Source organism: Chitinophaga fulva, from assembly GCF_012927205.1.
GTDB lineage: Bacteria > Bacteroidota > Bacteroidia > Chitinophagales > Chitinophagaceae > Chitinophaga > Chitinophaga fulva.
This window is the reverse complement of record NZ_JABBGC010000002.1, coordinates 1,427,511-1,449,484: the sequence shown is the minus strand read 5'-3', so window position 1 is coordinate 1,449,484 and position 21,974 is coordinate 1,427,511. Positions and strand designations below refer to the sequence as shown.

Annotated in this window: 13 protein-coding genes; 9 read left to right on the top strand and 4 right to left on the bottom strand. The window is 49.9% G+C overall.

Features of this window, described 5'->3' with window-relative positions; translation table 11 throughout:
- The first annotated feature begins 70 nt into the window (after nt 1–70).
- Together HHL17_RS22400 and HHL17_RS22395 are read left to right on the top strand one after the other, a co-directional pair.
- Nucleotides 71–2,461, top strand: coding sequence for an outer membrane beta-barrel family protein (locus tag HHL17_RS22400; RefSeq protein WP_169227016.1), 2,391 nt, complete (start codon nt 71–73; stop codon nt 2,459–2,461).
- A 106-nt stretch (nt 2,462–2,567) separates the two neighbouring features.
- The gene (locus HHL17_RS22395) at nt 2,568–4,091 is read left to right on the top strand and encodes a serine hydrolase domain-containing protein (protein WP_169227015.1); all 1,524 of its coding nucleotides are present in this window, start codon (nt 2,568–2,570) and stop codon (nt 4,089–4,091) included.
- 69 nt (nt 4,092–4,160) lie between these two features.
- Here HHL17_RS22395 and HHL17_RS22390 read toward each other — a convergent pair whose 3' ends face one another.
- Together HHL17_RS22390 and HHL17_RS22385 are read right to left on the bottom strand one after the other, a co-directional pair.
- Nucleotides 4,161–4,847: a hypothetical protein gene (locus HHL17_RS22390; protein WP_169227014.1), complete on the bottom strand. Its 687-nt coding sequence runs from the start codon at nt 4,845–4,847 to the stop codon at nt 4,161–4,163.
- A 15-nt stretch (nt 4,848–4,862) separates the two neighbouring features.
- Nucleotides 4,863–7,067: a hypothetical protein gene (locus tag HHL17_RS22385; protein ID WP_169227013.1), complete on the bottom strand. Its 2,205-nt coding sequence runs from the start codon at nt 7,065–7,067 to the stop codon at nt 4,863–4,865.
- A 120-nt stretch (nt 7,068–7,187) separates the two neighbouring features.
- On the opposite strand from HHL17_RS22385, the gene HHL17_RS22380 reads away from it, so the two are divergent.
- Entirely contained in the window at nt 7,188–8,348 is a 1,161-nt protein-coding gene (locus tag HHL17_RS22380; protein ID WP_169227012.1) for a trypsin-like serine peptidase, read from the top strand.
- A 65-nt stretch (nt 8,349–8,413) separates the two neighbouring features.
- On the top strand, nt 8,414–8,761 hold the full coding sequence (locus tag HHL17_RS22375) for a winged helix-turn-helix transcriptional regulator (RefSeq protein WP_206156125.1): 348 nt from the start codon (nt 8,414–8,416) through the stop codon (nt 8,759–8,761).
- 26 nt (nt 8,762–8,787) lie between these two features.
- On the opposite strand, the gene HHL17_RS22370 is transcribed toward HHL17_RS22375, so the two are convergent.
- Both HHL17_RS22370 and HHL17_RS22365 read right to left on the bottom strand, forming a co-directional pair.
- Nucleotides 8,788–9,747 carry an MBL fold metallo-hydrolase gene (locus HHL17_RS22370; RefSeq protein WP_169227011.1) on the bottom strand — a complete coding sequence of 320 codons (960 nt, stop codon included), beginning with the start codon at nt 9,745–9,747 and terminating at the stop codon, nt 8,788–8,790.
- Nucleotides 9,748–9,851: 104 nt separating this feature from the next.
- Complete coding sequence (locus tag HHL17_RS22365; RefSeq protein ID WP_206156124.1) at nt 9,852–11,279, bottom strand: glycoside hydrolase family 30 protein; 1,428 nt, start codon at nt 11,277–11,279, stop codon at nt 9,852–9,854.
- A 119-nt stretch (nt 11,280–11,398) separates the two neighbouring features.
- On the opposite strand from HHL17_RS22365, the gene HHL17_RS22360 reads away from it, so the two are divergent.
- The 5 genes from HHL17_RS22360 to HHL17_RS22340 all read left to right on the top strand — a co-directional run bounded on the left by HHL17_RS22360 (nt 11,399) and on the right by HHL17_RS22340 (nt 21,899).
- Nucleotides 11,399–11,983, top strand: coding sequence for an RNA polymerase sigma factor (locus tag HHL17_RS22360; protein ID WP_169227009.1), 585 nt, complete (start codon nt 11,399–11,401; stop codon nt 11,981–11,983).
- A gap of 125 nt (nt 11,984–12,108) precedes the next feature.
- On the top strand, nt 12,109–13,323 hold the full coding sequence (locus HHL17_RS22355; RefSeq protein ID WP_169227008.1) for a FecR family protein: 1,215 nt from the start codon (nt 12,109–12,111) through the stop codon (nt 13,321–13,323).
- A 255-nt stretch (nt 13,324–13,578) separates the two neighbouring features.
- Entirely contained in the window at nt 13,579–16,851 is a 3,273-nt protein-coding gene (locus HHL17_RS22350; protein ID WP_169227007.1) for a TonB-dependent receptor, read from the top strand.
- A 29-nt stretch (nt 16,852–16,880) separates the two neighbouring features.
- Nucleotides 16,881–18,332, top strand: coding sequence for a RagB/SusD family nutrient uptake outer membrane protein (locus tag HHL17_RS22345; protein ID WP_169227006.1), 1,452 nt, complete (start codon nt 16,881–16,883; stop codon nt 18,330–18,332).
- Nucleotides 18,333–18,419: 87 nt separating this feature from the next.
- Nucleotides 18,420–21,899: a carbohydrate-binding protein gene (locus tag HHL17_RS22340; RefSeq protein ID WP_169227005.1), complete on the top strand. Its 3,480-nt coding sequence runs from the start codon at nt 18,420–18,422 to the stop codon at nt 21,897–21,899.
- Nucleotides 21,900–21,974: the final 75 nt, after the last annotated feature.

Below are 21,974 nucleotides of genomic sequence, written 5' to 3'. Positions count from 1 at the left end.
GGGTTTGTCGATAAAAGTGGTAGAAGGCATGTAAACCGCGCAGTTTTGTGCCACATTTAATCCACAGCACATGAAGCAGATCCTCTTTTTACTCGCAGCGGTTTTATATTGTTCCCAGGCACTATGTCAGCAATTCTCTGTCAGCGGCAAGGTTATCAATCAACGTAAGGAAGCCGTAGGTTTCGTATATGCAGGCCTGTTGAAGCGGGATTCGGTTCCTGCCGCACAAGCTATGGCGGACAGCCTGGGCCGTTTCTCACTGAAAGCGCCGAAAGGTGTTTACCGGTTGGTGATCAGGCAATTCGGCAATACGGGCCTCGACCGGGAAATGGTGCTGGACAAAGATATGGACCTGGGAACGATTGAAATCCAGGAGGGTACGGAGCTGCAGGGCGTTACCATCACTTCCGCAAAGAAGCTGGTTGAGCAGAAGGTAGACCGGCTGGTCTTTAACATGGAAAAGGCGGTCATGCCCACCGGCGGAACGGCGCTGGACGCCCTGAAGGCCACGCCGGGCGTGAGAGTACAGCAGGACAATGTTTCCATCGTAGGTAAAGGGGAGGTGCTGGTGATGGTGGAAGACCGCCTCCAGCGCATGTCCCAGGAGGATTTGACCGTTTTCCTGAAATCCATCCCGGCGGATAATATCAAAAGCATAGAAGTGATCACCGCTCCGCCGGCAAAATACGAGGCCGAAGGGAACAGCGGGTTGATCAACATCAAACTAAAAAAGGCAAAAGCTAATTCATGGGACGCCAGTATCGGCGCCGCCTATACGCAGAAAACCTATAACGGCGGAAGTCTTCAGGGGTTATTTAACTACAATCACGGAAAAATCGCCTTACAGGCTTCTCTCAGCAAAAGCAGACAGCAATTGCTGACCACCTCCGAAGAGCAGATATTTTACCCCCACGAACAATGGCAGCAGGAAATACGTAATCAATCACAAAGTGATGTACTCAGCGCCGGTTTGGGCATTGACTATAAAATAACCCATAAATGGACCACTGGCTTCAAATACCTCGGCAGCTTTACGGACAAAACATCAGAGAACAGTCCACTGACTACCCGCTTCGGTAATACCGAGAAAGCTGTGAATGGCTATATCGCATCCAACGCGACGGCCAATAATAAACCTCAGATGGATGCGTTGAACTGGTATCATGCTTTCACGCTGGATTCGTCGGGCAAAAGCATCACCGTGGATGTTGATTATTTTAGCTACCGGAAAAAAGACAGCCGTTTCTTTGCCGGTAATGAACTGGGCCAGGATAAAACCATCGTGCCGGGCACGTTCTTTTCTTCGACCAATACCAATGCCAATAAAATCAACAACTACTCCGGCAAGGTGGATGTATCCCTGCCTTATGCATGGGCGAACATCAGCTTCGGCGGCAAGGTTTCCTATACCAATACCAATAATGACCTGGCGGTATATGATCATCACACCGGAAGCCCGGTGTTAAATACCGGTCAATCCAATATTTTTAACTACCAGGAATACAACGAAGCCCTGTATTTTTCTGCCAACAGGAAATTAGGGACGAAATGGGAAGCCCAGGCAGGGTTACGGGCGGAGGCCACCCAAACCAAAGGGTACTCCAAAAACCTGGACCAGACCAATACCAATCGTTATATGCAGTTGTTCCCCACAGCTTACGTGACCCATGTGCCGGACGATAAAAATTCGTTCTCACTCAACTATAGCCGCAGGATACGCCGTCCGGACTTCGACTACCTGAATCCGTTTGTGGTCCGTACCAGCCCTTATTTCTACTCCGAAGGGAATCCGTTCTTAAAGCCTTCGTACATTGATAATCTCGAATTTTCCTATGTGCGGAATCAGCAGTGGGTAAGCTCCGTCTATTATTCAAAGGTGACTGATTTCGGGCAGGAGCTGTCCATCGTGGACAGCGTGACCAATATCACCCGGCAAACACCGGTGAACTACGGTAATACTTACCAGCTGGGTTTTTCGACGTACTATAATTTCAGCCTGTGGTCCTGGTGGAACAGCTTTACCGGGTTTAATGTGAACTATCAGCAGGTGAAATCCCGGTCGGGTTTTATCCAGTCAACGGATGGGTATAACGGCTACTGTTACACGAACAATGACTTTACCCTGAACAAGTCAAAGACGCTTTTCTTCAGTGTTAACTATGCCTTGCAACTGCCGGGCCGTTACCAGATCTTTCATATATCAACGATGAACATCCTGGATGTGTCCATGAAGTTCCTGATGGCCAACAAAAAGCTGTCGCTCACCGTTACCGGGGAGGACCTGCTGAATGCCCAACGGCCGCTGATTACCTATTATTCCAATGGGATTAAAAATACGGTGCGCAGCTATGGCGATACAAGAGGGTTCAGGGTTTCGCTGAGTTATAAGTTTGGCAACAACAGCCTTAAATTTAAACAACGGGATTTTGGGAATGAAGATGAAAGAAGCCGGGCGAATTAGTTGGGCGTCAGGCTTCGATAATCAAGCCTGACATGACTTCCAATATCAAAGAAATCAGCTGTCCGGGAAATTTTTTATATTAGCCTATATAAATGCATTTCCCGTTATGTACAGTTCCCGTTATAAAAGCACAACTTTATTGCTACTGTTGTTATTTAAAACAGTGCTGATTTTTTCTCAAATAAAAAAGGTCTCTAAACCCAGGAACCCGAATGGAATATTTTCTTTCTCCGCGCCGGAAGAGGTAGGGTTTTCCTCAAAGGGCCTAAGTAATATATTTACTTATGTAAAAGAAAACAACATAAATATTCACAGCCTTTTAATCATTCGGAATAAGAAGATCGTATTTGATGCCTGTTTTTATCCTTTTCGTTCAGATTTACGGCATGACATAGCGTCTTGCACCAAATCAGTAACATCCCTGCTTATTGGCATCGCCATAGATAAGGGATATATTAAGGGGGAAGATCAATTGGTTGCTTCCTTTTTCCCGGAGATCAAACTAACAGGTAAGGGTTTTGAAACATTATCCATCAAAGACCTGCTCACCATGAAATCGGGTTTTGATTGCGGCTTTTCAAATGAAGATAGCCTGTTCCATGAATTATTTCCATCAAACAACTGGCCCAAATTTATATTCGATGTTCCTTTTGTAACTAATCCCGGTCAACAATTCTCTTATTGCAGCTGCAATTATTACTTGCTGTCTGAAATTATTTACCGGGCAACCAGGTTGTCCCCTGAAGATTTTGCTAAAAAATACCTCTTTGATGATTTAGGGATAACATCCATTTATTGGTCGAAAAATAAGCAGGGTATTAATTACGGTTGGGGTGACCTCGCCCTGAAACCACATGATATGGCTAAAATTGGCCAGCTATTGTTAGACGGTGGCCAATGGAATAACAAAACTATTATTTCCGCAGCGTGGCTGAAAAAAGCCAAAACAATGAACACGGTATTTCCAAACGAAAATGGCTACGGATACGGTTTTTGGATAGACAAGAATCATGCTTACAATGCCGAAGGCAGAGGATGGCAAAAGATACGGGTCGATTCTGGACACAATGCCGTTGTCATCATTACGGGAGGTGGCGTTAATGAAGAGGATAAGGAACGGATTGGTGATATTATTGGTAAATCGCTCCACGTTGATGAAAAATTGGAGCCTGATCCGGTAGCCTATAACAACTTGAAAAAATTGGAACTTCAGGCGGAAAAAGCGGATGTCGATTCACCCGGGAATATTTCCATAGGTGGTGAAAAAGGAAAGTTATTTAATAAAACAATCATTTTCCCGAAGAACAGCCTGGCCATTGAAAGCGCCGAAATTATATGGAAGAAAGGAAGTCTATCCCTGATGTTGAAGCAAGTAGGGGAACAAACTGTCATCTATCCTTTGGGAATGGGCACTGCCTATAAATTTTACCAGGATGCCGGTTCAGGCCATCTGTATGCATTGAGAGGATATTGGAAACCCTCCAATGAATTTGAAATCGAGTTTAATCTGCTGTCAAAGATTAATAAATACCTGATTGATTTTAAAATCGGGGATCATGGAAATGTGGTTTCGATTAAGGAGGGGACCCATAAGATAGATGAGGTTTTTCCGGTGACCCTAAGGGATTAGACCTGATATGGTTAACATAAAAGAAGCTGCCTCAAAAGTAATTTGTGGCAGCTTCTTTTATGTGGGCATTTATTCAATAGACACGGTAATGTCCCTAAGTCCATTCCCGGAGATGGCCGCACTCACCAGTGTACGGGACCGCAGCGTGGTATCTGTTAATGCCCGTTTAGCCTTAAAATAGTATTTGCCATCGCCGAGGCCTATACGCAATTTGTTGCCATAGATGCCGGTGGTATCTGCCAGGATAGAACCGGCGCCTGTAATGGCAGCATCATTATCTGCCACCAGCTGGCTGCTGTAGATGTAGACAATGGAACCGGATACCCGCTCTTTGTTTTTGTCTGTCACGATCAGGTTTAACAGCCGTTGCTGCAAGGTATCCGGCTTTAGCCGTAACACTATGGAATCTTTTTGTCCGGGATCAACTGGCTGTGCATCTGTATATTTGATGCCTGAGCGGACTTCCTCTGTAAATACCGTATAGGATTGAGCAGACAGGTTGGTGAAGGTAAAATAACCATCAGCACCGCTGACAACCGAATACAGATAGTCACTGGTGGAGCTGCCGGTATAACGGATGTACACTTTTTTACTTTTAAGCAGCTGCGGTTCCAGAACGGTCCCGAGGGTATCTACCAGGTAGATGCGCCCGGATAACTTTTTATTACCGCTGATATCATCAAATTCTTTTTTTCCGCAGTTAGACAGCAGATAAATGAAGGTGATAACGGTGAGTATGGGGAAGATTTTTTTCATGTCGGGTTCCTGGTTTTACTTTGCCATTAATTTGATGAGGTCTACTACCACTTCCGGGTCTAAGGTGATGGCCAGATAGCCGACAGCAGGCATTCTGGTTGCCTTGTCGAGTATTCTATCATTTTGCACGCGGTAATAATGTTGTCGGTAGAAATTGGCGCCCACGTTCACGTTCAGGCCAGGAACGATATCATAGCCAATGCCGAGATAGAGGTTGTTGAGCGGGTCCAGTACCTCAAAACCACCGAATAGCGAAAAGCGGCGCTCCGGCCATCTCGGGCAGATGCCATTATCTCTCAGGAAAGTTTTGAAAGGGTAGTATTTAAGCCCTACTATAAACTTGGCCCTGGCTGCATCGGTAGCAGTAGAGAGCGCGCCAACGGAATCTGCATTTACCTGCGTCACCTGGGAGAAGCCGAATGCCAGTCCCGCGCCGATAGCAAAGGAACGGAGTTTGCCTACGTTGTAGCGGAATCCTTTGGCGGTCTGTTTTTTGCTGGTGTCTGCTGCAAGCCGTTCTACGATGCTGTATTCATTGGTGAAAGGAGCGGCTTTATCGTCCTGGGCGGCAAGGATGCTACTATACTTATAATTGCTGCTGTCGGTTTTGTTGCTGAGTTTATCCGGTACCGGCAGATCGCCAGGGTATCCAAGGGTGACGAAAAGATAGTGTTCATATATTTCCCCGGCGGTTTGTACACAATTGTCATCGATATTCTGAGTGCCACTCTTGAGGGTTTTTATAGACTCGAAGATTTTCGCAGCTTCGGTGACAGCGGATTTTCCTCCTGAGATGGCTCCCAGCGCCTCTTGTACCTGGTTGGTGAACTCTGCTTTTTCCGTGAAATCGCTCAGGCGTTGGTCTAGCGTGACTATCTTGTCGGTAGGTACATTTAACATACCCACGTACATCGCATAATCTTCCGGATAGTCTTTGGGGGTTTTTGGGAAGAGGGTATACCCTTTGAGGGCATCGTGATACCTGACAAATTTCAACTGATCCTCCGTACTAACCAACAGACTGCCTTTGTAAGTGAGTGAAGTGGTTTGTTGAAAAGCCTCAGCGGCTTTATTGTTATCATTGACGAACGTTGTGCCGGCACTCTTGTCTATCAGCTTCGCGGCTCCCTGTTTTTGTTTATCTGCCAATAACAGAATGGTGTCCGGGTTGCCCGGTCTTGGGTTTTTGCGCAACCGCGCAATCGCTGAGTCAACGGTGGTGGTGAAACTGTGGTAGTAGCCAGAAGTGTCTGGCTTAAAGTGTAAGGCTGTGTAATCTTTAAGGGGTTGCCCGCCGGAAAAATCAAACGGGTTGAAACGGAGTGTACCTCTGGTATACCAAAGCCAGGTTGATAACCAGCGATTCGCATTTAACGTTTGCAATTGATCCAACAACGCGGAGACCGTCATTATCTGCCGGCATTTTTGCTGTATACCATTTATATAAGCATCGCGGTCAATTTCCTTTTTGAGATAATCTCTGGATAGATTTGCCACAGTATCTATTAATGGCGCATAAGAGATAATTTCTTTCAATAATTGGTTCCATTGTTTTTCCTGTTCCCTGTTTAAATAACGTTTTGCTTTTTTGAAGTGATCAATGACGAGTGCCTGGTATTTGTCTTCCCGTTCCACCCGGAAAGTAATGGTTTGACCGGTTGTCAGGTCACCATAATCTGATATCAATAATTCCTTTTCAGAAACAGCTCCCCCGGCAACACTTTTTAAAGAGACACTGACAGGCTCTCTGCCGGGAAAGTTGATCGTAATACGGGTAGCGGGAAGGTTGAATTGCTTGTCCGGAATGGGTAATAGTTTGTTGGATTGCAGCGAGTCCAGGTGGGTGTCATCCGGATGGTTCAGATAGGCATTCGTTTTTCTGATTTCTTCTATCATGGCCTTTCTGCTCTGTGCTGTGTCAGTAAACAGCCATTCATATCCGTTCTTGTAGGGTGAATTGCTCCATTGCGAGTTATATAGCTCCATCGCCTGCCGGAACAGGGTGAAATGCCTTCTGTCTCCGGTATCAGCAGCATGAATAAAGAACTGCAGCCTGTCAGAAGGGTTGAGCGTAGGTGGCAGCGTGCCGATGAGTGCTCCTTTGTCGTTTAGTTCGATTTTAATAAGCCGGGATGTGTTTTTTTTCGGCCATTGCCCGAAGGCATGTCCAGGCACAAGGACAACGGCCAGCCATAGAAACAGGGAAGAAATACCTTTCATCAGGGTGTTTTTTGGAGTCTGTAAAAGCGGTTTATTGGCTTGTAGGAATATCAGAAATAGGTCGACAGTTATAATTATATTATTGCCAAATTAGTGTATTTTTAATAAATCCCAAATACCATGAAAAGAAATATTATTGTATTTTTTTCTGTGTGGTCGCTTGTCTCCTGTAATAATAATGCCACTGAATCCCGTCCGGTTGAAGATTCCACAGCCATAGCTCCACATGATGATACTGCCTTGGTACGCCCGGGAGATTTTGACATGAGTGCGATGCTGGAATTTACTACGCCTGCATTTATACGCCAACAGTATTCTTACGAGGAATTGTATGGAGAGCTGCAGCTGAGGCAAAGTAGGAAATGGCAGGAGGTGCCTGGGCAGGATACTTTACCTCCCTTTTTGCTGAAAAGGAGAGGGTTGCGCAGGCTGACGGAGAAGCAACTGATCATCACCATTGATCAGATACAGCGGGAGAAGCTGAAAATATATGGAAACTATGGTGATGATAACCGGGAAGACCCTTACACTATGTCCCCGGATATGAGACAACTGGCAGGAAAGGTTGGACTGATCATTGATACTGTTCACCTGGTAAAGACAACCGATGGCAATTATACGTTACACGATAGAGGAATCATGAAATCAGCACTCGGGACCTGTGAGGGAGAACACTTTAACCGTCAACCGGTGGTGCAGGCGCAGGGTACGGGATTTGCCATCTGTAAGACGGTAATGGTAACAGCCAGCCATTGCCTGGATAACAGTAACTATAAACGTTTTTGCATTGTGTTTGGGTACCGCATGAAAGATTCACTGAACGCCAATCTGCTGATTAAAGCGGAAGATGTGTACAGGGTGGAAAGTGTGGTAACGTACAATGCAGCACAGGACTATTGTGTTTTTAAAACAGACAGGCCTTTGTCCCCTGAAAAAGTATTGCTGGTTTCAAGGCGGGTCCCGGAGGTGCTGGACCAGGTTTATTCTATTGGCTACGGTTTAGGGCTTCCCGTGAAAGTCGCTTCGAAGGCATTTGTTCGTTCATCCTTCTCCGTTGGTGGTTTTATATGTAACCTCGACGTATATACGGGCGATTCAGGAGCACCGGTATTCTGGAAAGATTCCGTCATAGGCATACTGACAGGCGGTATCCGGGATTTCAGATTTAAAACCAAAGAACAATGCCGTATTGCATTCCGGTGTGAGGACTGGGATTGCGAAGGAGAGACGGTTACCAGTGCTTTCGGATTTATGGACGTTTGTGATAGATTAAATAGATAAGGACATAGTATTACTCTATACGCAACCGCCATCACTGAAGTTCGAATTGCCGTACCTTTGATCGCATGAGCAACGAGATATTTATCTGCCATAACTGCCCGATGACCCGTACAATGGCTACCATCGGCACGAAATGGAAACCGATCGTCATTTACACCATAGGGCTGAAAACGTTGCGCTTCGGAGAAATATTTGCGCGTATTGAAATTATTTCGAAGAAAGTGCTGACGGAGCAATTGAAAGAGCTGGTGGAGGATGAAATTGTGGCGCGTGAAGAGTTTAATGAAACGCCGATGCGCGTGGAATATACATTAACGGAAAAGGGGATTGACCTGTTGAAGATACTCAATCAACTGACATTGTGGAACCGGAAATACAACGATCCCTATAGAAAACGCAAACCCACTCCATGATATCACGGTGTGGGTTTGCACAAAGTTTACTCTGTCCTTCCTTCGAGACTAAAAGGCACAGGTACCCAAAGGAAACCTGCTCCGTTTTTCCGTAAATGCCCGATGCCGGGAAAAGAGATATGCGGGGCGGCAATAAGATGTTGCTGCTGTGCGGCCTGCTCATAAAGCGTTTTCCGGTTTTTCTGCTGGGCAGCTATGTCCACATCGAAATGGTCCGGCAGGGAAGGGGCCGGGAATTGTATGGCCGACATATGGATCATGTCTCCCCAGAAATACAGCTTTTCATTTTTACTGCTCAATACATAGATGGTGTGCCCTGGTGTATGGCCGGGACTAGGTATAGCTGTAATATGTGGCAATACTTCCGTTTCCTTGCTGAAAGTCTTCACCTGGTTGTTTTGCAGATAAGGCGTCAGCATATTTTCAGCATTGGTGAACGCCTGCGGATTAGCGCCCATGTGTTTAGGGTCTGCGGCCTGTTTGTTTTTTGCATTGAGCCAGAAGTCCACCTCCGTTTGATGTACATGCACTATTGCATTGGGAAAAACTTTTTTCCCGGCAACGACCAGTCCGCCGGAATGGTCCAAATGTACGTGTGTGATCAGGATATCGGTGATCTCTTCCGGTTGGATACCGGCTTGTTTCAGACTTGCAGCCAGTTTGCCGCCATAGTTACCCATGAGTTCTCCGGCCCCGGCATCTACCAGGATACGTTTGTCGCCGTCCTTTATCAGATAGGCGTTGATGCTGAGTTCTACCGGGTTTTTCAGAAAGGAGTTTTGCAGTAGCTGTGTTACCTTACCTGGTTCGCTGCCGGCAAAAAGTTGCTCCGCATTGATAGGTATGGTACCATCTGTCAGCGCGGTGACGGGGATGCCGCCAATTTTAACGGTGTAGGGCGATGATTGGCCCATTGAATAAAAAGGAATGCCTAACATCCATATACACACGCCAAGCGTAAATTTCCATCGTCTGTTGTTGCTCATAAACTTGTTTTTTTGTGAGAACAAAAGTAGGATGGCTTGGTCTCTAAAAGAGACCGTTTGGCAGATAGTGGGCACCCCGAGGTAACCACTATTTTATCATCTCCCTAAAAAACATAGGTTCCCACGCTGGCGGGCGGCAAAACCGCCACCGCCTGTTTGCCCTGGTAACGAAGGTTAAACGAAGCTTCGGCGTTGTTGTCATTTAATACGATCAGTACTTTTTTCCCATCAGGTCTTTTGAATGCCACACTGTGGAAATTGCCTTCGTTATTGCTGCCAATCCTGACTGCGCCGGCGGGCACAAAGCGGGAGGCATGCGCTATGATATAGTAAGCTGCATTGCGGGTAATGTGGTTACCGTTGATCGTAAAGGCGCCTTTACATTGGGTGCAGCCGCCGGGTGTATACGGCTTGTAAGCGGTATCATTGGCCAGGTTCCATTCCAGGGCGGTGCGACTGTAGTTACGCATGGCGCCAATGATCACATGTTTAATATGCCAGCGGAGATTGTTATCAAACGTTTCTTTGGAACCGGTCCACTGTTCAGTGAAGTAGATAGCTTTTCCGGGAGCGGCGTTGTGCACGGTAGTCAGCGCACTGATATCTCCGGCATAGAGGTGAAAGGCGCTACCATGCACGTATCGGGCTGCTGCAGTATCTGCCAGGATGGTCAGCGGATAATCCGGCCGGTCGCAGTTATGATCATACACTACTATTTTAGTACCGATGTTAGCGGCGGCAAATGCCGGTCCGAGGTGGTCTTTGATGAAATCGCGTTGTGCTTCCGCTACCATTTTCAGGCTGGGATTATTGCCGGGATGCAGTGGTTCATTCTGTGGTGTAATCGCATCTATCGGGATGCCGGCCGCTTTCATGGCCTGTACATATTTCACGAAGTACTGTGCGTATACGCTGTAGTATTTGGGTTGCAGCGAACCCCCTTTGGAAGAACCGTTGTCTTTCATCCATACAGGCGGGCTCCAGGGAGCCGCCATGATTTTCAGTTTCGGGTTGATCTGTAGTATCTCCTTCAGCAGCGGTACTAACCCTGTGCCGCCAGCCATATCGGGCGAGAGTGAAAAGTGTGCCAGCGGAACGTCTGTCTCTCCCTTGGGCATATCATCATAGGAAAAAACGGTTGCGTTCAGGTCTGAAGCGCCGATGCTGATACGCAGATAGCTGACGCCGAGCTGCCGGCTGCCGGTGCCAAAGATCTCCTGCAACAGCTGTTGTTTTGCGGTGGCGTTCATGGCGTTGATCAGCTGTGCGCTGCCACCGGTAAGGGTATACCCGAACCCTTCCACCGGCTGGAATGTTTGTGCCGGGTCTACGGTTATTGTAGTGTAACCGTTGGCGTTAGCTACGGAAAACCGGAGACCGGTTTGCTCCTTCAGCAGGTATTGTTGGTCGCTGCTGGTGATAAAAGCGGTGATGGCAGCAGAACCGGGGTGCTCTGTGATATGTTTGCTGCCGGAACAGGCGGCGAAAGCGATGACAATACAACTTAAAAATAACGTGGAATAGCTATTCATAAAAATTACCTTTTTCATTTCGGTCTGAAAAATATAAAAAGAATTTAAATAGATGTCGTGTATATCGCGGGGACACAACTATCAATTATTTTGCTACTTTAGCAGGAAGGCAGTCCCGCATGCAGGCGTACTCACATGATAATAAGGAACTTTTTCAATTGATCTCCGAAGGCGATGAAATAGCCTTCCGGCAGCTTTTTCACCTGTATGCGCCCCAGTTCCGCGCGATGGCGCTGCATATCACCAAAACCGCTTCGGTAACGGAAGACATCCTGCAGGAAACATTTCTTCGTTTATGGATCAGCCGTGATAAGCTGAAAGAGATAGAACAGCCCCGTTCCTGGCTGCTGCGCATCGTTTTTTACCAGTGTTTCACGTACCTGCGTAAAAAGGCGGTGCATCATAAGGCCATGGCCACGCTGATGCCGGATGAGCCGGTCTTCAGCCCGGAAGAGGACATCGCCTATGCTTTTATGAAGGCGCAGGTGGGCGTCGCGGTACATCAACTGCCGCCGCAAGCCAGGCGGATTTACCTGTTGAGCCGCGAACAGGGACTGAAAATACCGGAGATCGCAGCCCAGCTGTCCCTGTCGCCCAATACCGTAAAAAATTCACTGGTACGCTCTTTACACACCATCCGCAAGCACCTGGAGCAATCCGGGATGCTTTTTCCCGCGCTCATCCTCTGGCTTTTGCGGGTGTAAAATTTTTTTTTCCTTCGATAGGTCCTAAATGTCCGCTCGCGCGTCTGTTTATCAGAAGGGGGTATTTCACGTTTGAAGAACATACCAAAATCAACCACGTTTAAACTGTCAAAAACGATCGCCATTTGTCAACACAAGACCGCCTTACCTACCTGCTGGGGCAGGCTTTGCAACACGTTGCCACTGCGGCAGAGTTGCAGGAATTATCGACGCTGATCAGGGATGATACCAGCGGCACCCTCACGCAACAGGTGGAAACGCTGCTGCTGCAGGAACTTCCGGACAACGCCACTGCTGGCTACGATAAGGCCTACTGGGATGATATCGCTGGCAAAATCCTGGCTGCCGACCGGCCGGAGCGTACGGACACGGTTATTCCGCTCCATCCGCCGCGCCGCCTGCGCTGGATACCCGCTGCTGCCGCCGCTATATTGCTGTTGTCCGCCGGCCTGTTCTGGTTCCTGCGGCCGGCTGCCCATAAACCAGCTACGGTGGCTGCTACGCCGGTATTGCACGATGTGGCGCCCGGCGGCAACAAAGCCATGCTCGTCCTGGCAGACGGCACGGAGCTGCCGCTCGACAGCGCCGCCAGCGGAGCACTCACGCAACAAGGCAACACCAAAATCAGTCAGCCGGCAGGCGGACAACTCCTGTACGCTGCTACATCAGCTCAACCAGACATCTTACAATACAATACCCTGCGCACGCCCCGTGGCGGCCAGTTCCAGGTAACGCTCCCGGACGGCACCAAAGTATGGCTCAACGCTGCCAGCTCCCTGAAATACCCGGTGGCCTTCAAAGGCGCCGCCAGACAGGTAGAGCTGAACGGAGAGGCCTATTTTGAGGTGGCCCGCAATACTGCCAAGCCCTTTAAAGTAACGGTGCGCACCGGTCAGCATAATGACAGCATGGAAGTAGCGGTGCTGGGCACACAGTTCAATATTATGGCTTATGCCGATGAATCGGTGGTGAAGACAACCCTGCTGGAAGGCGCGGTGAAAGTAAGCCGCAACGGCAACAGCAAACAGCTGGCGCCGGGACAGGGGGCGCAGCTGGATAAACAACACGATCAGCTCTCCCTTCAACAGCAGGTAAATACAGAAGAAGCGGTGGCCTGGAAAAACGGCCTCATTCAGCTGGAAGGCAACGACGCGGCTTCCGTCATGCGCATGATAGCACGCTGGTACAATGTGGACGTGGTGTTCACGGCGCCGGTCCCGGCACACTTCCGCGGTATCATACCCCGGAACGTGCCGGTGTCACAGGTGCTGAAAATACTGGAGATGACAGGAGAAGTACATTTCGAGATCAAAGACAGGCAGATTATCGTATCGCCCTGATATTCCAATAAAACTGATACACTTATGGGTCCTTAATTTTCCACGAATCCCTTTACCCATACAGGACAAAAAAAACCGGAAGCGTTCGTACCGCTCCCGGTGAATTCAGGCCTGTATGTACAATCGCTTGCGGCAATTATTCATTACTTACCCAAACCATACAAATGTATGCAATTGATGCTTTTTTCCCAAAGCAGGCGGCGTCGTGCTGCGTGGGACAAAAAATTTCCACGATTATCGAAAAAAATGTTGCTGATGATGAAACTAACGGTGCTGCTAATGACCGTTGCCCTGCTGCAGGTACATGCGGCCGGGTATTCTCAAACAGTTACCATCTCCCAACGTAATGTGCCGCTGGACAAGGTCTTCCGGGAGATCAGAAAACAGACAGGCTATACCTTCCTGTATACCGATGAACAAATGCTCCAGGAATGGAAGGTGGACCTGCAACTGAAAAATGCTCCCCTGAAAGAGGCGCTGGAAGCCTGTTTCAACGGACAGCCTTTTACCTACAGCATATCGGACAAGGTGGTCATCGTAAAACGCAAGCCCATCACCAGGGAGATACCCGCCCCGGTTGAACAGGACGTAAGAGGAACTATCACCGATGAAAAAGGTATGCCGCTGCCTGGTGTGACCATACAGGTGAAAGGTACTTCCAGAGGCGTGGTGACCAACGCAAAAGGCGAATATTCGATCGCTGTGCCTGACGGCAATGCCGTACTGGTCGTGTCTTCCCTGGGCTACAACAAAATGGAAGTACCTGTCAACGGTCAAAAAGAGTTGTCTGTCGCCCTGCAACCATCTGCCTCCAATATCAATGAGCTGGTGGTGGTAGGCTACGGCGAGCAAAAGAAAGGTACGCTGACCAACGCCATCTCTTCTATTACTTCCAAAGATTTTAAAGATGCACCGGTGAACCGCCTGGACCAGGTATTGCAGGGACGTGTGACCGGCGTGCAGGTGACTAATTCCGCCGGATCGCCCGGTGGTAGCGTACGTATCCGTATCCGCGGCTCCAACTCCATCAACGGCAGCAACGACCCGCTGTATGTGGTGGATGGCTTCGTGGGCGCAGAATTCTTCTCTATCAACCCGGATGATATTGCGTCCATCCAGGTGTTGAAAGACGCTGCTGCTACGGCTATCTACGGCAGTCGTGGGGCCAACGGCGTTATCCTGATCACCACCAAAAAAGGCGGTAAAGGTGGACTGAAGCTGAATTTCACCACACGCCTGTCTTCATCTACCGTGATAAAAAAACTGGACCTGCTGAATGCGGCCGACTTTGCGGAAACAGCCAACGCCCATGCGGCGGCTGTGGGCACTACGCCTAAGTTCACCGATGCGCAGATCGCGGACTTCCGCGCCAAAGGAGGCACCGACTGGCAAAACGAAATCTTCCGGACAGCGCCGGCGCAGGAATACCTGCTCAGCCTCTCCGGGGGCACAGACAAAAGCGGTTATTTTATCTCCGGTAACTATCTCAACCAGGATGGCGTGATCAATAACTCGTTTTACAAACGTTACACGCTGCGCTCCAATATCAATGCCCGTCTTACGAATGTCATCTCCACGTTTCTGAATATCACCGGCTCCTACAGTACGGCACAGAATGCGGATATTCCCCCGGACGGTCCCAGCAGCCCGCTGGCTCAGGCGCTCACCTGGGCGCCCACCACATCGGTATACAATGCAGACGGCAGCTTCGTCGTCAGCGATCCGGTGGGTTCACTGTTCTATAGTCCGGTAGCACTCACCGTGAACAGGATCTCCATCAGGGACAGGATGCTGGCCAACCTGATCGGCGGATTTAAGTTTGACATCCTGCCCGGACTGACCTTCAACCTGCAATACGGCGCTAACTATCTCCAGTACGAAGACAAGAGCTTCGGTGGTAAGATCACCAATAATAATGTGTCCAGCGCCGGTATCAGGTCGAACAAAGAAATTGTTTTACAGAACACCAATACGCTGAATTACAGGAAGGTATTTAATAAGGTGCATAGCCTGGACCTGACTGCAGTGGCGGAGTACCAGCAATCTACCTATAATTACTCTTCTTCCGGCGCTACCAATCTTACGTATGAAAATTTCCAATGGAACAACCTCGCGTTGGGAACACCCGGCTCTCCCGGTTCCGGCTACTCGAAATGGGCGCTGTTCTCGCTGGTAGGCCGTGCGAATTACGCGTACAATGATAAATATCTCTTGTCAGCAGCATTGCGGCGGGATGGCTCTTCTAAATTCCAGGGCAACAACAAGTACAGCTATTTCCCTTCTGTTTCCGCAGGATGGGTGGTCAGCAACGAACCATTTATGCAGCAGGTGAGCAGCATCAGTAACCTGAAACTGCGCGGCAGCTGGGGGCTTACAGGCAATCAGGCAATCAGTCCTTATAGCACCCTTTCATCCTATTCTAATATACCGGCATCTTTCAACAACAGCAGTCATGTTGTAGGGCTCGTGATGGGCAACATCGGCAATCCCGGCCTCAAATGGGAAACCACTGAACAAAAGGACGTAGGGCTCGACATCGGGCTGCTGAAAGGACGGATAGCCGTTACCGTGGATTATTTTGTAAAAGACACCCGTGACCTGCTGTTACAGGAAAACCTGCCTATGTACCTTGGCGGCAATTCCATTACCCGTAACGTAGGCGCTGTGCAGAACAAAGGCTGGGAATTTGCCGTGGAAGGCGAGGTGATCAACAGCGGCGCGGTGCAATGGAATACAGGGTTCAACGTATCTTTCGTTAAAAACAAAGTGATCTCGCTGGGCGAAGGCAAAACCCGCATCTTTGATCCCAATAACCGCAAGATCGGTGGCGGCATGTCGCCGCAGTCGGAGTTTGTGGTCATGCCAGGCCAATCCCTCGGCGCCATCTGGGGCCTCACTTACCTCGGCACCTGGAAACCCGGTGATGAAAAAGCGGCTGTATACGGTGCCAAACCTGGCGATGCCCGTTACCTCGATGTAGACAACAACGGCGCCATCGACGCAAGCGATTACCATGTGATCGGCACCGGCATCCCAACTACCTCCATCGGCTGGAACAATACGGTCACGTATAAACGTTTTACGCTGAACCTGCTGTTCCAGGGCCTCTTCGGGTTCGACCGGCTGAATTACAACAAAGCAGCGGCCATGTATTACGGTGGCGACGCCCGCGAAGCGACCCTGCAGGAGATCAAAGACCGCTATATTCCCGGAGTGAATGAGACGTCCAATATACCGGCTTTCAGCACCACCAACCGCAATTTTACACAGAGCAGCCGTTTCCTGGAAAAAGGAGATTTCCTGCGGCTGAAGAATATCAGCCTGGCTTATGATATACCCAAATCGGCACTGAAAAATACGCTGGGCGTAAAAGTCTTCGTGAGCGCCACCAACCTTTTCACGGTGACCAACTACTCCGGTATCGATCCGGAAAGCAGTTCCTCTGCCGGGGATATCCGTCAGGGCATTGACTTTGGCACTTATCCAAACGCAAAGACCATCACCGGTGGGGTAACACTGAGCTTTTAAATCTAACTGTTATGATTAAACGATTTTACATGAACTATGCTATATATCTGTTATCCTTCCTCGTGCTGGCAGCAGGATGCAGCAAGGAGCTGACAGAAAGCCCTAAAGGGCTGGTCGCCGGCGACGATGCCATGAGCAGCCAGACAGGCCTGGAGACGGTGCTTTCCGGGGCCTATGGCAGCCTGTTGGTGCCGTGGACCAGCGGTTTCACGACAGTATCGCAGATTGCCATGACCATGGGCAGCGATGACCTCACTACACATCCCGGCTCCAATAAGGAAGAGTTCCGCGAGTTTGACCGCTTCAACGTATCATCGCTGAACAGCAGGATGAATCCCATCTGGCTGGGCTGCTATAAAACGATTCAGGCCACTACCAATATTATCAACAACTACAATAAAGTGCTGGATGGTAATCAGGACACCATCCGCGCCATGGTGGGCGAAGCCAGTTATCTGCGCGCCCTGTCGTACTACTGGCTCACCCGGCTGTGGGGCGACGTGCCGGTCATTCCCTCAGAGAAATATACGCCGGAATACCTCCACCTGAAAAAGAGCAAACCGGCGGACATCTATCCATTGATAGAAGCCGACCTTAAAAGGGCAGAAGAGTGGATACCCAATACCAGGCGAAGCTCCGGACGGCCTAATAAAGGTTCGGCAAAGGCTTTGCTGGCAGACGTGTATCTCACGGAAGCGGGATGGCCGCTGAAAGACCAGTCGAAATACGCACTGGCAGCAGCGAAAGCAAAAGAGGTAATAGACAACAAAACAGACTATGGGTTTGATCTTTACACCGGTGGGTACCTGAAAATTTTCGTTGGCGGTACGGTGGAAGATGTGTTCACGCTTTTCACGCGCGGCAACTGGGTAACGTACAATTCATTTTACGGGCTGTCCACCATGCCGGAAGATGAAGGTGGGTGGAGTGACTTTTTCCCGGAGCTGAATTTCTTTAATAACTTCCCCGCCGGCCCCCGGAAAGACGCTACTTTCAGCACACAGTTCACACTGAGCAACGGTACGGTGATCCCGTGGCAACAAACCACCACCAAACATCCCTACTATAAAAAGTTCACTATACAGTCTGGCCAGAAAGCTGTGTACATGTCCAATAACCCCGTTATCATGATGCGTTATGCGCATGTGCTGCTGATCTATGCAGAAGCGCAGGCACGTTCCGCCGGCACGCCTAACGGTGACGCTTATACGGCTGTTAATGCTGTAAGGCAGCGGGCAGGTTTGCCTGATCTGCCGGGCGGCATGGCAGGCGCCGACTTCGCAGCCGCCGTAGTAAGTGAGCGTGCCTGGGAGTTTGCCGGGGAATGGAACCGCTGGTTTGACCTGGTGAGACTGGAACAGGTAGAAGCTGCCAATGCCAACAAGGCGGCGGGCGACCTGCAACCGGCCGGCAACATCACCAAAGCCAACTACTGGATGCCCATACCCGGTGCCGACGCGGTGGTGAACCCTAATCTATGACCTGTAGACGAACCTAAAACCCTGATACTATAAAACCCCGGCCGGCGCAGCTTTCCGGTTGCGCCGGCCTTTCAAAAATGAAACGTTATGAAAACGAGCAAACCAAAATCTGATGCTCGCCGGGGACTACCTGTGCGGGATAAGTTGCTACTGTTATTATTGTTGCCCTGTATGTTGCTATGCAGCACAGTTCACGCGCAATACCTCCTGCTGGATGATATGGAAGGCCACGGCCCCTGCTCCGGCAAATGGACGTATTACGCCGGCAACACCACTACCGGCAAGGTGGAATTCGGGGTGCCCAATCCCAATCCGTCCGGACTGAACACCAGTCCGCTGGTAGCCAAATTCACCAAAGACACTTCCTGCTTTGAGTACATGAGCGCGTCGTGTTCACTGAGAGACTCCTTCGATCTCGCTGCCAACAGCACTTTCAAAATGCTGGTCTACGCCAGCACGCTGGATGAGATCATGTTCAAACTACAGCCAGGCAGTAATTACAGCAAGGCGGTCTTCTTTACGTTTAAGCCTTCCCGTGTGAACCACTGGGAAGAAGCCACCTACAATTTCCAGAGCGTAAAGAACCGGACGGATTTCAATACCATCTCCATTCAGTATATCGATGGAAAGAAAGCCAATGGTATCCTGTATTTCGACCTGTTGCAAGGACCCAATCCCACGGCCATTGTGTTGAAAGATACCAGTATCCTGATGGGGCATGAGAACGGCGCTGTTATCACCGCTGAAGTAAAAGGAGGGGTGCTGAAACCAACGCTGACCGCCGCCAACTGGACGGCTGCCAATTTGCCGCCTGGCGTTGTTATCAGTAACGTGCTGCGGGTGAATGATACGACGGCGCGTGTTACCCTCAGCGGTAATTCAGGGGCCAACTATTCCCGCACCACGCTGAAACTGATGATAGCTGGTACAGAGCTGGCGACGGCTAACGTGACCAGCTATACGGCGAAAGGTAATGTGGTATTTGATGGTAACCCCAACTGGACGCTCGTCTTTGCCGACGAGTTCAATACAGACGGTCAGCCAGACCGTACCAAATGGACCGTAGATCCGCGCCCCAAAGGCTGGATCAACGGGGAACAACAGGTATACACCGATACCACCCACGACAATGCCCGCGTGAGAAATGGCCGCCTGGTCATCACCGGGAAAAAAGATTTTCCTAATGGAACTACCACAGAGCCATGGTCATCCGGCCGGCTCATCACACAAGGAAAATTTGATTTTCTCTATGGTAAAGTAGAGGTACGCGCCAAACTGCCGCGGGCACGCGGTTCCTGGCCGGCCATCTGGCTGATGCCTACTACCAGCGCCTACGGCGGCTGGCCTAAAAGCGGGGAGCTGGATATCATGGAACATGTGGGCAATAACTTCGGAACGGTATTGTCTACCGTCCACACGCAGAACCACAACTGGACCAATGGCGGCGGCGTCTCCAACACTAAAAAACTGATGGACGCTGATACCGTCTATCACGTATATGCGATGGAGTGGGCGCCGGATACGATCCGCTTCAGGTATGATACCACACAGGTATTGTCGTACCCTAATCCACACACCGATTGGAAGGACTGGCCTTTCGACCAGAAGTTTCACCTCATCCTGAACCTGGCCATCGGCGGGGGAATGGGCGGCGCCATCACAGAGGCAGACTGGCCCGACAGCATGCAGGTGGACTACGCCCGCATTTATCAGAAAGGGCTGGGCATACCGGTACTGGACACTATTATGGTCACACCGGCAGACATGTCCTTCCTTCCCGGAAAACAGCAGCAATATACCTTCAAAGCCCTTGATCAGAATGGATATCCGATGACTATTACGCCAACCTGGGGTATCACCGGCACCGGCAACAGCATTACCAGCAGCGGACTGGCCACACTGAATAATTCCGGCAAGGTAACGGTCACGGCTACGGTGGATACCACCACTAAAACAGGGGTGGCTTTCATTACCCGGCGGCCGGCCAATTACAAGCTGATACCGGTGAAGATACAGGCCGAAAGTTTTGACAACAGTAACAACAACAATACAGAACCTTGTTCAGATGTAGGCGGCGGCCAGGATGTGAGCTACATCGGCGCCGGCAGCTGGTTTGAATATGACATTGACGTGCCCCGCGCCGATACCTATCGGATACAGTTCCGGGTGGCGGTGAACGGTGCTTCCAGCCTTCGTGTACAGCTGGACACCACGACGCTGCAAACGGTGAACCTGCCTGCCAGCGGCGGATGGCAGAAATGGGTCACTGTCACGTCAGCGCCTATACGACTGGAACAGGGGCAACAGACACTCCGGATAGTCGCTAACAAAGACGGCTGGAATTTTAACTGGCTGAGTATTATCCGTGCCGATTCCGTGGCGTTGTCGCGCCTGGTGATCAAGCCCGATAGCGCCACCATTAATACCGGCCAGGTGCAGCAGTTCACCGCAACGGGCTATGGCCAGGACAGCAGCATATTTCCCGTATCGCCGGTATGGTCCGTACAAGGCGCTGGCGGCAGTATCACTGCCAGCGGGCTGTTTACCGGCAATGCTGCCGGTGATTACCTGGTGCTGGCCACCGCAGGAACGATGAGCGACACGGCCATCATGCACGTAGTGGCGCCACCGGTGCTGACGCGCATAGCGCTGACGCCCGATTCGTTAACGGTACCGCTGAGGGCATCGCAGCAATACGTGGCAAAGGGCTATGACCAGCGTAATAATCCATTTAGCTTTAAGCCTGTATGGAGCGTGACCGGCGCCGGTAATACCATCGATACGAATGGTGTATTCACCGCAGGCGTCACGCCCGGTACTTATGCGGTAACCGCCACCAGCGGACCCATATCCGGTACAACACCAGTAACGATAGCCTATACCATTTGTACCGTTAATGATAAGTACGAAGCGGAAAGCGCTTCCAACCGCGCTCCGGGCCCCGTACTGGAAACCTGTACGGACGTGGGCGGCGGGCAGAATTTCACCAGCCTCAAAGCGGGTGACTGGTTTGCCTACAGCAACCTGAACGTGCCCGTTGCCGGCAGGTACAATATCAGCTTCAGGGTGATGACTACCTCGTCTGTCAAAATATGGATAGGGCATAGCACCTTTAAATTCGATACCATCAGTATACCCTCTACCGGTGGTGTCTGGAAAACGATTACGGACACCATCCGCCTGCCGGCGCTCAGTTATACCGGTGTGCATGTTCTGTCAGGCACTACGTTGAAGTTCAACTGGTTCAGTATCGATAACTGCGCGGTAAGCGAACCTGCTGCCCGCATGGCTTATAACAAGGCTGAATATCCTGCAACAGAAACAGATACGAAAGGGCCTGTCCTTTATCCCAATCCTACCAACGGACGCCTGACCATTGATCTGAAGGGCCTGTCCTATACGCGGCTAACGTTGCTGGATATACGCGGCAATGTATTGCGACAGTGGAACATCCAGAAAGGCGAAAGGCAGATCACCAGGGACATCAGTGCATTGGTAGCAGGTACGTATATGTTAATGCTGGAAGGGGAAGATCAGACTAAGATCTTCCGGATTGTCAAAATCTAAAAAAAGAAAGCCGTCCCTTAATGTAATAGGGACGGCTTCTCTACTGGAGATTCATTTTTAGAACTAACCCATAAA